Genomic DNA, 13505 nt, shown 5'->3' on the forward strand with positions numbered 1-13505 from the left:
CGCCGGGCGTCGCATGATCGATGCGCGGCCTCAGCCCACGCCGACTTCGTCGGGCTGGTCAGTCGCGCTGGTGCCCTTGACGCGGTCGTCGCCGATCGGGTCCAGCTTCAGCGCCCTTGCCACGCCCGCGCCGTAGGCCGGATCGCACCGGCTGAAGTGCGCGATCTGGCGTCGCAAGATGGTCTCCGGTACGCCCTGCATCGCAGCGGCCAGATTGTCGAACAGCCGTTGTTTCTGCGCGTCGTCAAACAACCGGAACAGGTTGCCCGGCTGTGTGTAGTCGTCGTTGCCGTCGCGATGGCTGAAGCGATCGGCGTCGCCGTGCAGCGGCAGCGGCGGTTCTGCGTACCGCGGCGCTTCCTTCGGGCCACCGACCGAGTTGGGCTCGTAGTAGGCGTCGACGTTGCCGGTCCTGGGTTCGAAGAATCGCATCGCGCCGTCCTTGTGGTAGTGGTGCACCGGGCATCGCGGCGCGTTCACCGGCAGCGCCTCGTAGTGCGTCCCCAGGCGGTAACGGTGCGCGTCGGCATAGCTGAAGATGCGTCCTTGCAGCATCTTGTCGGGAGAGAAGCCAATGCCCGGCACGATGTTCGACGGCGACATCGCCACCTGCTCGATCTCGGCGAAGTAGTTGTCGGGATTGCGGTGGAGTTCCAGGACGCCGATCTCGATCACCGGGAAGTCGCCGTGCGGCCACACCTTGGTCAGGTCGAACGGATTCCAACCGGTGCGCGCAGACCACTCGTCGGCCTGGGCATCGGTCATCACCTGCACCTGCACGGTCCACCGGGGGTAGTCGCCGTTCTCGATCGCGGCGTAGAGGTCTTCCTGGGTGCTCTCGCGGGTCTTGCCCACCACCTCCACGGCCTGGTCGTTGGTCCAGTGCTGGTGGCCCTGTTGGGTCTTGAAGTGGAATTTCACCCAGACCCGTTCGCCCTCGGCGTTGATCAGGCTGTAGGTGTGCGAGCCGTAACCGTTGATGTGGCGAACGTCGGTGGGGAGGCCGCGGTCGGAGAACAGCGTGGTCACCTGGTGCAGGCTTTCGGGCGACAGCGACCAGAAGTCCCACATCGCCGTGGGCGAGCGCAGGTTGGTGCGCGGGTGGCGCTTCTGCGTGCGGATGAAATCGGGGAACTTGAGCGGGTCGCGGATGAAGAACACCGGCGTGTTGTTGCCCACCAGGTCCCAGTTGCCTTCCTCGGTGTAGAACTTCAGCGCGAAGCCGCGCACGTCGCGCTCGGCATCGGCCGCGCCCAGCTCACCGGCAACGGTGGAGAAGCGCGCGATCATCGGTGTCTTCGCGCCGGGCTGCAGCGCCTTGGCGCGGGTGTAGCGGGAGATGTCGCCGGTGATGGACAGCGTGCCGTACGCGCCCCAGCCCTTGGCGTGGACAACGCGCTCGGGAATGCGCTCACGGTTCTGGTGGGCAAGCTTCTCCACCAGGTGGACGTCCTGCAGCAGCAGCGGACCGCGCGGTCCGGCGGACAACGAATTCTGGTTGTCCGGCACCGGGTTGCCGGCAGTGGTGGTCAGCACGTTGGCTGGCTTGTGGGGCGTGTCTGGCTGGCTCATTGCGGGCTCCGTGCGTGGGTGGCTGGAGCACCACGGTAGGCCCGCGTGATTGTGTGGGGAAATTGAACTTTCTTACCGGGACGATAGCGAACCGCTATCGCGGCGTAGAGTGAATGCAGCGATATCTATCGCGCCGCAACCTCGAAAGGATCCCTCAGCCCAGCCTCGTGGGATGGGTGGAGCGCAGCGATACCCATCGCGTTCAACTCCAACGGCAACGCCAGCTGCGGCCGCTTCGCTGCACCTGCGGCCGGTTCGTCGCGAAGACCACGGCCGTCGCGCAACCGTCGCCTTCACGACCGTCGGGACGGCGCTTGATGGGTATCGCTTTGCTCAACCCATCCTACGGTGCTCGTAGGTGCCTCGCAGGATGGGTGGAGCGCAGCGATACCCATCGCGTTCAACTCCAACGGCAACGCCAGCCGCGACCCCTTCGCTGCACCTGCGGCCGGTTCGTCGCGAAGACCACGGCCGTCGCGCAACCATCACCTTCACGACCGTCGGGACGGCGCTTGATGGGTATCGCTTTGCTCAACCCATCCTACGTTTCGCGGCCTCGTTGGATGCCGCGATGGGGCCTCGAAGGTATCTCGTGGGATGGGTCGGGACGGCGCTTGATGGGTATCGCTGCGCTCAACCCATCCTGCGAATTGGGCGGGGCTCAGCCCAGCGCCTTGAGTCGGTACAGGGCTTCGAGCGCCTGCTTGGGGGTGAGTTCGTCCGGGTCGATCGCGGCCAGGGCGTCGAGTGCGGCCGACGGCGCGGCAAACAGGCCGAACTGCTGCGGCGCATCCAGCGCTGCCGGCGTCAGTGCGGGCTGCGGGTTGTCCCGGCTGTGCTGTTCCAGCTCGGCAAGGCGGCCGCGGGCCTGTCGCACTACCGATTTGGGCAGGCCAGCCAGCGCGGCGACCTGCAGACCGAAGCTGCGATCGGCCGGACCGTCCTTGACTGCGTGCATGAACACCAGTGCGTCGCCGTGTTCGACCGCGTCCAGGTGCACGTTGGCGATGCCGCTGCCCGGTTCGGCCAGCGCGGTGAGTTCGAAATAGTGGGTAGCGAACAGCGTGTACGCGCGGTTCGCCTGGGCGAGGTGGCGTGCGCAGGCTTCGGCCAGCGCAAGACCGTCGTAGGTCGACGTACCGCGGCCGATCTCGTCCATCAGCACCAGCGACTGGTCGCTGGCGTGGTGGAGGATGTAGCTGGTTTCGCTCATCTCGACCATGAAGGTCGATTGGCCGCGCGCCAGGTCGTCGCCCGCGCCGATGCGCGTGAGGATCCGGTCGACCGGTCCCAGCACCGCGCGTGCGGCCGGCACGAAACTGCCGATGTGCGCCAGCAGCACGATCAAGGCGTTCTGGCGCATGTAGGTGCTCTTGCCGCCCATGTTCGGACCGGTGATCACCAGCATGCGGCGTGCGCCGTGCGCGGCATCGTCGCCAAGCACCAGGTCGTTGGGCTCGAACGGTTCGCTGCGGACGGCCTCGACCACCGGATGGCGGCCGCGTTCGATGCGGATGCCGGGCTCGTCGCACAACTCCGGCTGCGCCCAGTCCAGCGCGTGTGCGCGTTCGCCGAACGCGGCCAGCACGTCCAGTTCGGCCAATGCGGCGGCGCAGCGACGCAGCGGCTGCAGGCGGGCATTGAGTTCGTCGAGGATGGTTTCGTACAGCATCCGTTCGCGGGCGAGTGCGCGTTCGCGCGCAGACAGCACCTTGTCCTCGAACTGCTTGAGCTCCTCGGTGATGTAGCGCTCGGCGTTGGTCAGGGTCTGGCGACGCGTGTAATGCGTGGGCGCCTTGTCGGCCTGTGCCTTGCTGACCTCCAGGTAGTAACCGTGCACGCGGTTGTAGCCCACCTTCAGCGTCGCGATGCCGCTGGCGATGCGTTCGCGTGCTTCCAGGTCCACGAGGAACTGGTCGGCATGGGTGGACAACGTGCGCAGCTCATCGAGTTCGGCGTCGAAGCCCGGCGCGAACACGCCGCCGTCGCGCGCCAGCACCGGCGGCTGTTCGACGATGGCCGTGCGCAGCAGGTGCGCGTGCTCGTCGTGTTCGCCCAGCTCGGCGGCCAGCTCGGCCAGACGCGGCGAGTCCAGCGGGGCGAGCAGGGCGCGCAGTTCTGGCAACAGGCCCAAGCCGTCGCGCAGCGTCGACAGGTCGCGCGGTCGCGCGCTGCGCAGGGCGATGCGCGAGAGGATGCGTTCGAGGTCGCCCACCGCGCGGAACCGCTCGCGCAGGGCATCGTTGTTGCGCGATTCGATCAACGTCGCCACCGCGTGGTGGCGCAGTCGCAACGTGGCGCGGTCGCGCAACGGTCGATGCAGCCAGCGGCGCAACAGACGTCCGCCCATCGGCGAGATGGTCGAGTCGAGCACGCCCAGCAGGGTGGTGCGGGTGTCGCCATCGACGCGGCTGTCGAGTTCGAGGTGGCGGCGCGTGGCGGCGTTCATCGCGATGGCGCCGTCGCCGGACTCCACCGCGATGGCGGTCAGGTGCGGCAGCCGCTGCTTCTGGGTTTCCTCGACGTAGCCCAACAGCGCCGCAGCGGCGGCAATCGACAACGGCTTGTCTTCGAGGCCGAAGCCGGACAGATCGTGCAGGTTGAAGAAGCGCAGCAGCTGGCGCCGGCCGCTGTCGGCGTCGAACAGCCAGGGCGCACGCCGGCGCACGCCGCTGCGCTCGGCCACGAATGCCGGCCAGCCGTCTTCGTCGGCGCACAGCGTCTCGGCCGGCTCCAGCCGCGCCAGTTCGGCCTCGAGTGCGTCCTCGTTGGCGACCTCGTTGACCAGGAAGCGGCCACCGGCGAGGTCGGCCCAGGCGACGCCGAATCCGCTCTTGCCGCGCGCGATGGCAAGCAGCAGTGTGTCGCGGCGTTCGCTAAGCAGCGCTTCGTCGGTGACCGTGCCGGGGGTGACGATGCGAACGACCTTGCGCTCGACGATGCCCTTGGCCAGCGCCGGGTCGCCGATCTGCTCGCAGATCGCCACCGACTCGCCCAGCGCCACCAGCCGCGCGAGATAGCCTTCGGCGGAGTGGTGCGGCACACCCGCCATCGGGATCGGCGCGCCGCCGGAGTTGCCGCGCTGGGTAAGGGTGATGTCGAGCAGCCGTGCGGCCTTGCGCGCGTCGTCGTAGAACAGCTCGTAGAAGTCGCCCATCCGGAAGAACATCAGCACGTCGGGGTGATCGTGCTTGGCCGCGAAGAATTGCTTCATCAACGGGGTGTGTTCGGGCGGCTTCTCGGCGGGGTTGGACATTCGTTCGCTGCTGGATTTCGGTGGCCGCCGGGGCGGTCGCGAGGCGCGGGGGCACGGCGGTCGCGAGGGAGCGGGCGATTGTAGCCAGTGGTGGGGATGCTTGCCCCGTTGATGTTTCGCGTGCGTGCCGAAATCGGCCCGAGAGAATGCCGCTCGCCGCCGGCCTCGCATCGCCGTTTTGCGGGGTTCGCACACCGCCAGGCCATTGAAGGGCGTGCGTCATCCGGAGCACGCCGCGTAGCCGGAGACGTTCCGTCCGAGGTGGATGTCCCGGATGGCCCGCCAGCCGTCACGGCCGTCCCCCGAAAGTTGCACGATGCCGGGGCCACCGTGAGCGCCGGCATCGCGGGCGCGGAGCGAAGACGAGAGCCTGGGATCGCCGGCAAAGAGGACATCGCCAAGGTAATAGGTGCACCGACCCGGCTCGATGACGTGCAGGTGGATGTGCGCAGGCGTGGTCCGGTCGGGGTAGGCACCTGGCCGGACAGTGGTGAAGGTGTAACGACCCGACGCGTCGGTTCTCGCCCAGGCGCGCAGTCGACCGTGGCGAGCCGCCGCGCCCGAGAGTCCCGGGCCGGACGGGTAGCGGCCCCGGGCGTCGGTTTGATAGGTGTAGACCACGATGTTGGCCTGCGGCTTGCCCGCCAGGTTCCTGACCGTGCCGGTGAGTAGTAGCCGATCTCCGGCGTCGTGCTCCGTGGCAATCCGGGACACGGGTCCGGGGTTGGCGGGTATCCCCTGAAAAACTGCCTCACAGCCCTCGCAGGGGAGGCCGACGACGCGTTCGCGCCCGGTGATCCTGGAAACGGCGCTCGCGGTAACCCGCCTGCCAGACCGCAGCGCGATCGCACCGCGCTGGGTCGAAGCCACGAACCCGCCGGCGTCGTAACCGTGCCGGCACAACGGGCAGGCCTGCTCTCCGGTGTTCGCGTCTTGCAGGTGCGTAACATCGATGGCAGGCAGCGCGTCCCAGAGGGCGACACCCGCTGCGACTACGGCAGGTGGACACGACCACGACAGAACAAGACAGAGCAGGGCACGCATGGATGCTTCCTGGATGAGACGGACTGACAGGAAGACCATTGCCGAACCCGGGCCGTTAACACGCGACCGCGTTGTTAACGATGGCCGGCCAATCCGGCTCTACCTGTGGATGACGGGAACTCCCCTTTGAGCAGGACCGATCGCAATGCCTTGACGGCGTTCGACGTCGCAGGCTGGGTCCGCGAGGCGCGTCGTGGCTCGCAGGCGGGCTATGCGCAGCTGTATCGGCGTTTCGCCCCGCTGGTGCACGGGATTCTGCTGGGTCGTTTCCGTCCCGCACTGGCCGACGAACTCTCCCAGGAATGCTTTGCCAACGCGTTTGGGCACCTGGCGCAACTCAAGGAGGATCACAAGTTCGGTCCGTGGATCGCGACCATCGCCCGCCGCGTGCAGCCGCCAGTGTCCGGCCGCGAACTGAGCCTGACGGATGTGCCGGATATGGAAAGCCACAAGGCCTCTCCCGAAGACCGCACCGAAGCCGAGAAAGTCCTGCGTGCGGTCATGTCGTTACCGCAGGCGTATCGCGAGACGTTGCTGCTGCGATTGGCCGAGGGCCTGACCGGCCCGGAGATCGCCGCGATGACCGGGCTCACCCCGGAGTCGGTACGGGTCAACCTGCACCGCGGCATGGCCAAGTTGCGTGATGCGTTGGGCGTGACACCGACCGCCGCCATGGCTGTGGAGAAGGCGCCATGAACGAAACACACCAGGGTGGATGGAATCCGAACTGTCCCGACGACGCGGACCTGGAGTACTTCGCGACGTTGCTCTCGCCCTATGGCAGCAAAGCCAGGGGGTTGGGCGAATGGCGGCCGGTTGAACGACGGTGGCCTCGCTCGACGCGCAAGGCCCTCGCGTGGAGCGCCGCCGGCCTGGCCGCGTGCTTGCTCGTCTGCATCGGATGGGGGTATCGCCTCGCCTGGCCGGCTGGCCGGTCCTGGTCTGTCGTTGCGGCAGAGGCAGCAACCCGAAACGATGTCGCCGATCGGTTGGCGCAAGGCGCTGTGGTCGAGGCCGCCGGAAAGGACCCGCTTCGCATTGCCGTCGCGCGCATTGGACGCATTGCGCTCTCGCCGGGGTCGAGGCTGCGCCTGCTCGAAACGCGGACCGGAGCGCACCGCGTGACGCTCGAGGTTGGCCATATGCGTGCCCGGATATGGGCACCGCCGGGCCATTTCCGCGTTGCCGACGGCCCGGCCGAAGTCGTGGACCTGGGGTGCGATTTCGATGTGTGGAAACAAGGCGACGGGAGCGGGAGGGTCTTCGTCCGAAGCGGCTGGGTGGCCTATCGCGTCGGATCGAAGGACGTGCTCGTCCCGGCCGGATTTGGCATGCGCTTTGATGCACGCGGGCCTGCCACGCCGCTGCGTCCAAACGCCACGCGCGCGTTCACGACGTCGGTCCGGGACCTGGAAAACGCGTTGACCCGAGCTGATACCTCCGATGGCGACATGCAAGACATCGACGTCACCGCCGCCGACATCCGCGCCGCTGCCGATCGGGTTGCGGCGAACGCGGCCGACACCGACGCCTACACGTTGCTGAGTCTGCTTACTGTTCACCCCGACCTGGCGGGCACTGCGCTCTATCCGCGCCTGGCCAGGGCGCTGCGTATTGCGCGGACGGATCGAACACACCGCGCTGGCTGGATTGCAGGCGATCAACGCGCCATCAATCAATGGTGGGAAAAGTACCCAACCCAGCCCAAGCGGTGGTGGACCCACTGGGCCGATGCGTTGCCTTGACCCGATGCACGTTCGCGTCGGGAGGATGCCTTTTGGCTGAAGGACGGCGACGGGCCGGCACAGCCGGTGCGGGGGCGTTTCGGAGTGGCGCTCGATGCCGATTGCTGCAGTGCGTCATGACGGCCGCTAGCCACGTGCTAGCGTCGTCGCCGTAAGCCCCCGGATGGTAATGGATGACTGGTTGAGGGCGGAATGTGTCCAGTCGTGATGTGGCATTCGGGATCGCCCATCACGGGTCGCCAGCCGGGGAGCTGCGGCAGTCGCGACGAATGCATTCCATCCATCCAGGGGAGTAGCGCCATGCAAACTCGCAAGCCGGGTCGCAACGTGCTGGTGGTTGCGGTTGCCACCGCATTGTTCTCGTTGTCGTCGATGCCGTTGCATGCGCAACAGGCGCCGACCAGCGGCCCGCCGGACGAAGAAAGCCCCGCCACGCTCGACAGCATCACCGTCACCGCGCAGAAGCGCGAGGAGGCGTTGCAGGACGTGCCGATCATGGTCACCGCGTTGTCCGAGCAGGTGATGCGTGACACCGGCGTGCGCGACGTCAAGGACCTGCAAATCCTGGTGCCCGGGCTCACCGTGTCGAGCACGCAGAGCGAGGTGCAGACGGTCGCGCGCATCCGCGGCATCGGCACGGTGGGCGACAACCCCGGCCTTGAGTCGTCGGTGGGCGTGGTGATCGATGGCGTGTACCGGCCGCGCAACGGCGTCGGCTTCGGCGACCTGGGCGAGATCGAACGCATCGAAGTGCTTAAGGGCCCGCAAGGCACGGTGTTCGGCAAGAACACCTCGGCCGGCGTCATCAACGTGGTGACCCGCCGACCGAGCTACCAGACGTCGGTCGAAGGCGAGATCACGGCCGGCAACTACGGCGCACTGGGTGTGTCCGGTGCGCTCAACACCGCCGTGGGCGAAAGCGCCGCGCTGCGCGTGTACGGCGCGATGCGCGAACGCGATGGCTTCAGCGACGTGCGCACCGGCAGAGGTCCGCGCCGCGAAACCACCGACGGCGACCAGAACTTCCACACGCTGCGCGGCCAGGTGCTGTTCGAGCCGAGCGAGACGCTCGACATCAACATCAGCGCCGACTTCACCAGCCGTGAAGAGAACTGCTGCGTCGGCATGACCACCGTGCGTGGTCCGACCGCGGCGATCATCAACGCGCTGGTCGGCGGCACGGGCGTTGCCCCGGTGGCCGATCCGTTCGCGCGCGTGGCCTGGAGCAACCGCAGTACCGAGCAGGACATCAAGGACAAGGGCGTGGCGGTCGAGCTCAACTGGGAGTCGCCGTGGTTCGGCGGTTCCACGCTGACCTCCATCACCGCCCAGCGTGACTGGCAGGCCATCAACGGCCTGGACTTCGACTTCACCAGCGCCGATCTGCTGTACCGCGAAGCGGATCCGGACGAATCGTTCACTGGCTTCGAGACGTTCAGCCAGGAGTTCCGGTTGACCGGCAGCAGCGATCGTCTGGACTGGATGGTCGGTGCGTTCTATTCCGACGAGGACCTGACGCGCAACGACTCGTACCGGATCGGCAATGCGTACGCGCCATACCTGTCGATCGCGGTGCTGTCGCGCATCGCACAGCAGCTGGCGCCGCTGGGCATCAACGTCAACATGGCCAACGCGGGTGCCTTCTTCGGGCAGGCCAGCGGCGGCGCGAACTTCGCCGGCCTGGGGGCCGACGACGACTACGAGCAGAGCAGCCGCAGCGCCGCGTTGTTCACCAACACCACGTTCCACGCCACCGATGCGCTCGACCTGACCGTGGGCCTGCGTTACACCCGCGAGCGCAAGCGACTGGAATCCCTGTACGACAATCCCAATGGCGGCGCGGGCTGCGGTTCGGCGCTGGCCAATCCGGCACAGGTCGGTGCCGCACTGGCCGCACGCGGCGTGCCGGTCCAGTTGTTGTCGACGCTGGTGCCGCAGGTGATCGGCTTCATGTGCCTGCCGTGGGCGAACCCGCTGCACGACGGCCGCGCGACCAACCAGGAGCGCAGCGAAGGCGAGTGGTCGGGCACGCTGAAGGCGGCCTACCGTTGGAACGATCGCGTGATGACCTACGCCTCCGCCGCACGCGGTTACAAGGCCGGCGGCTTCAACCTGGATCGCGTGCAGTCCTCCAACGGGCTGTCCAGCGGCACCGCCGGCATCGCGCCGGTCGCCGATACCTCGTTCCCCGCGGAGTTCGTCGACAGCTACGAGCTGGGCGCCAAGACCACCTGGGCCGGCGGCAACCTGCTGCTCAACGCCACGTTGTTCCACCAGACGTATTCCGACTTCCAGCTCAACAGCTTCCTCGGCACCAGCTTCGTGGTCCGCTCGATTCCCGAAGTCGTGTCGCAGGGTATCGACACCGAAGTGCTGTGGCAGACCGGCGTCGACGGGCTGATGCTGCAGGGCGGCCTCACCTATGCCGATACGCGCTATGGCGACGACCTGCTGCCCGACGCCGACCTGTCCAAGCTTCCCGGCAACCGCGCCAGCTTCGCGCCGTACTGGTCGGGCACCGCGGCGGTCACCTACCAGTTCCAGTTCGGCAGCTCGTTGATCGGGCGCTTCCACATGGGTGGCAAGTACACCTCGGACTACAACACCGGCTCGGACCTCGATGCGGAGAAGGCGCAGGAGGCGTACACGGTGGTCAACGCGCGGGTGGGCGTGGGCAGCAGCCACAAACGCTGGATGCTCGAGGCCTGGGCGCTCAACCTCACCGACACCGAGTACAAGCAGGTCGGGTTCGATGCGCCGCTGCAGGCCGGTTCGTGGAACGCGTTCCTCGGCGCCCCGCGCACCTACGGCGTGACCCTGCGGATGAAGTACTGAGCGCACGCGGTTGCCGCCAAAACCCGGCCGGGTGGCCCGTGAACGCGGGCTGCCCGACGGTCCCTCCGCGGTGGGGCCTGCGCCGACGCAACGAGGGTGGTCGGTATAGTGGCCGGCATGAACGATGCCGGTTTGTCACAGCTCGACCTCTCCGATGCCGCACTGCAGGCGCTCGCCGACGAGGTGGGAGATCACGCGCGCAGCCACCACCAGTTGCTGGTGACCGCCGAGAGTTGCACCGGCGGGTGGATCGCCAAGGTGCTGACCGATGTCGCCGGTTCGTCGGGCTGGTTCGAGTGCGGGATGGTGGCCTACGGCTACGAGGCCAAGCAGGCGCTGCTCGGCGTGCGGCCCGAGACGCTCGAACTGCATGGCGCGGTCAGCCGCGAAACCGTCATCGAAATGGTGTCTGGCGCGCTGGTGCATTCCGGGGCAACCCTTGCCGTGGCCGTCACCGGCATCGCGGGCCCTGGCGGTGGCACCGAAGAGAAGCCGGTAGGCACGGTCTGGATCGGCTGGAAGCGTCGCGGCGGCTACACGCAGGCCGAACTCTTCCACTTCGACGGCGACCGCGAGGCGGTACGGCGCCAGACCGTGGCGGCCTCGCTTCGCGGCCTGCTGGGCATCCTGGGATAGACGACGGGCCCGCCCCATTGATTTGATTGACGAAGCGATTTGTTAGTAGTATTGCTACTAACCATGGACATCTCCGATACCCAGCGCGCCATCCTCGAGCTCATCACCGGGCGTATCGAAAGCGATGGCGTGCCGCCCTCGCAGACCGAGATCGCCGCCGCGATGGGGTTCAGTAGCATCCGTGCGGCCCAATACCATCTGCAGGCGCTCGAACAGGCAGGTGCCATCAAGCGCGTGCCCGGCCAGGCGCGCGGCATCCGCCTGTGCCAGCCGGCGCGGGTGGCTGCCAGCAATGACGACGCGTTGCGCCTGCCGATTCTCGGCCGGGTCGCCGCCGGTTCGCCGATCGGCTCGGGCGCCGATGCCCACGGCGCAGACGACTACGTGCTGCTTGATCGCACCTTTTTCCACCCGTCGCCGGACTACCTGCTCAAGGTTCACGGCGACTCGATGCGCGACGAAGGCATCTTCGATGGCGATCTCATCGGTGTGCACCGCACCCGCGATGCGCGTTCGGGTCAGATCGTGGTGGCCCGGATCGACGACGAGATCACCGTCAAGCTGCTCAAGATCGGCAAGGACCGCATCCGTCTGTTGCCGCGCAATCCCGACTACGCGCCGATCGATGTGTTGCCCGATCAGGATTTCGCCATCGAAGGCCTGTACTGCGGCCTGGTGCGTCCAAGCCGATGAGTCCTGACGTGATCGCGGCGGCCCGCGTCTCAGCTCCTGCGATGCGCTGCCCGTAGATTGCCCTCCATTCCAACCCCTTCCCTCCGACTTCCCAAGGAACCCACCATGGACGAGAACAAGAAGCGCGCCCTGTCCGCAGCCCTGAGCCAGATCGAGAAGCAGTTCGGCAAAGGCTCGGTGATGCGCATGGGCGATCGCGCCGTCGAGGTTGCCGAGGTCATCGGGACCGGCTCGCTGATGCTCGATATCGCCACCGGCATCGGCGGCCTGCCCAAGGGTCGCGTGGTCGAGATCTACGGTCCGGAGTCCTCGGGCAAGACCACCCTCACCTTGCAGGCGATCGCCGAGTGCCAGAAGAAGGGCGGTACGGCGGCCTTCATCGACGCCGAGCATGCCCTCGACCCGATCTACGCCGCCAAGCTGGGCGTCAAGGTCGACGACCTGCTGCTGTCGCAGCCCGACACGGGCGAGCAGGCGCTTGAGATCGCCGACATGCTGGTGCGTTCGGCGGCGGTGGACATGGTGGTGGTCGACTCGGTCGCCGCGCTGACCCCCCGAGCCGAGATCGAGGGCGAGATGGGCGACCAGCTTCCCGGCCTGCAGGCCCGCCTGATGAGCCAGGCGCTGCGCAAGCTGACCGGCAACATCAAGCGTTCCAACACGTTGGTGATCTTCATCAACCAGCTGCGCATGAAGATCGGCCAGATGATGCCCGGCCAGAGCCCGGAAACCACCACCGGCGGCAACGCGTTGAAGTTCTACGCCTCCATCCGTATCGATATCCGCCGCATCGGCGCGGTCAAGAAGGGCGACGAGATCATCGGCAACCAGACCAAGATCAAGATCGTCAAGAACAAGCTCGCGCCCCCGTTCAAGCAGGTCATCACCGAGATCCTGTACGGCGAGGGCATCTCGCGCGAAGGCGAGCTGATCGACATGGGTGTCGAAGCCAAGCTCGTGGACAAGGCAGGCGCCTGGTACAGCTGCGATGGCGAGCGCATCGGCCAGGGCAAGGAGAACTCGCGGACCTACCTCAAGGAAAACCCCGAGATGGCGGCCCGGCTCGAGGCGGCGCTGCGCGAGAAGTACGTGCCGTCGGATGCACCGCGTGAAGAAAGCGACCCCGCCGAAGCCGACGCCTGAGGTAGGCAGGCCGCCCCGTGATCGATGAACTGCCCGATTCCCCCGGCGTGGCCCCTGTGGGCGCCGACCCGGACGACGAAGGCCCCATCGACGGGCGGACCGGACGCCGCCCGAGAAAGGTGGCCACGCCCACACAGCGGGCCCTGGTCCTGCTGACCCGCCGCGAGCATTCGCGGCGGGAGCTGGTGCGCAAGCTGGTGGCCCGCGGGCTCGATGCGGCCGAGGTGGATGCCGCGGTCGAAAATCTGGCACAGGCGGGCTGGCAGGATGATGTGCGGTTCGCCCAAAGCCTGTTGCGCAGCCGCGCGGGCAGTGGGTACGGGCCGGTTCGCGTTCGGGCTGAACTGCAGACCCACGGACTGGGCGAGGAGACGGTCGCCCAGGCCTTCGAGGCCTTTGAAGGCAGCTGGGAGGACATTGCCGCCGACCTGGTGCAACGCCGCTTTGGCGCCGACATCGCCACCAATCCGGTCCAGCGGCGGAAGGCCGCCGACCTGCTGTACCGCAGGGGTTTTCCTGCCGACTGCGTGAGCGCCGCCATCCGTCGCCGTACCTCCGACTGACACGCATCCGGGTGATAC

10 protein-coding genes are annotated in these 13505 nt (G+C 67.3%); 7 read left to right on the forward strand and 3 right to left on the reverse strand.

All coding sequences use genetic code 11. From position 1 onward, the window contains the following. Nucleotides 1-30: 30 nt before the first annotated feature. From EER27_RS04905 to EER27_RS04915, 3 genes are all read right to left on the reverse strand, one after another. A complete protein-coding gene (locus tag EER27_RS04905; RefSeq protein ID WP_123086910.1) occupies nt 31-1572 on the reverse strand; it encodes a catalase in 1542 nt (513 codons plus the stop codon). Between the two features lie 661 nt (nt 1573-2233). Continuing rightward, on the reverse strand, nt 2234-4828 hold the full coding sequence (gene mutS / locus EER27_RS04910) for a DNA mismatch repair protein MutS (protein WP_190285648.1): 2595 nt from the start codon (nt 4826-4828) through the stop codon (nt 2234-2236). 219 nt (nt 4829-5047) lie between these two features. Continuing rightward, on the reverse strand, nt 5048-5872 hold the full coding sequence (locus EER27_RS04915) for a dioxygenase family protein (protein WP_190285649.1): 825 nt from the start codon (nt 5870-5872) through the stop codon (nt 5048-5050). A 126-nt stretch (nt 5873-5998) separates the two neighbouring features. Between EER27_RS04915 and EER27_RS04920 the strand changes: the two genes are divergently transcribed. The 7 genes from EER27_RS04920 (at nt 5999) to EER27_RS04950 (ending at nt 13487) form a co-directional block, all read left to right on the forward strand. After that, complete coding sequence (locus EER27_RS04920; RefSeq protein ID WP_190285650.1) at nt 5999-6568, forward strand: RNA polymerase sigma factor; 570 nt, start codon at nt 5999-6001, stop codon at nt 6566-6568. Continuing rightward, nucleotides 6565-7617 carry a FecR family protein gene (locus tag EER27_RS04925; RefSeq protein WP_148040939.1) on the forward strand — a complete coding sequence of 351 codons (1053 nt, stop codon included), beginning with the start codon at nt 6565-6567 and terminating at the stop codon, nt 7615-7617. Before EER27_RS04920 ends, EER27_RS04925 begins: the two co-directional genes overlap by 4 nt. A gap of 300 nt (nt 7618-7917) precedes the next feature. Beyond that, entirely contained in the window at nt 7918-10452 is a 2535-nt protein-coding gene (locus EER27_RS04930) for a TonB-dependent receptor (protein ID WP_123086914.1), read from the forward strand. Between the two features lie 117 nt (nt 10453-10569). Beyond that, nucleotides 10570-11088 carry a CinA family protein gene (locus tag EER27_RS04935; protein ID WP_123086915.1) on the forward strand — a complete coding sequence of 173 codons (519 nt, stop codon included), beginning with the start codon at nt 10570-10572 and terminating at the stop codon, nt 11086-11088. 63 nt (nt 11089-11151) lie between these two features. After that, nucleotides 11152-11781, forward strand: coding sequence for a transcriptional repressor LexA (gene lexA, locus EER27_RS04940; protein ID WP_123086916.1), 630 nt, complete (start codon nt 11152-11154; stop codon nt 11779-11781). Between the two features lie 105 nt (nt 11782-11886). Further along, nucleotides 11887-12924 carry a recombinase RecA gene (recA, locus tag EER27_RS04945; RefSeq protein ID WP_123086917.1) on the forward strand — a complete coding sequence of 346 codons (1038 nt, stop codon included), beginning with the start codon at nt 11887-11889 and terminating at the stop codon, nt 12922-12924. Between the two features lie 56 nt (nt 12925-12980). Beyond that, a complete protein-coding gene (locus tag EER27_RS04950; protein WP_190285681.1) occupies nt 12981-13487 on the forward strand; it encodes a regulatory protein RecX in 507 nt (168 codons plus the stop codon). The last annotated feature ends 18 nt before the right edge of the window (nt 13488-13505 follow it).

The sequence above is a fragment of the Montanilutibacter psychrotolerans genome, assembly GCF_003719825.1.
GTDB classification, from domain to species: Bacteria; Pseudomonadota; Gammaproteobacteria; order Xanthomonadales; family Xanthomonadaceae; genus Montanilutibacter; species Montanilutibacter psychrotolerans.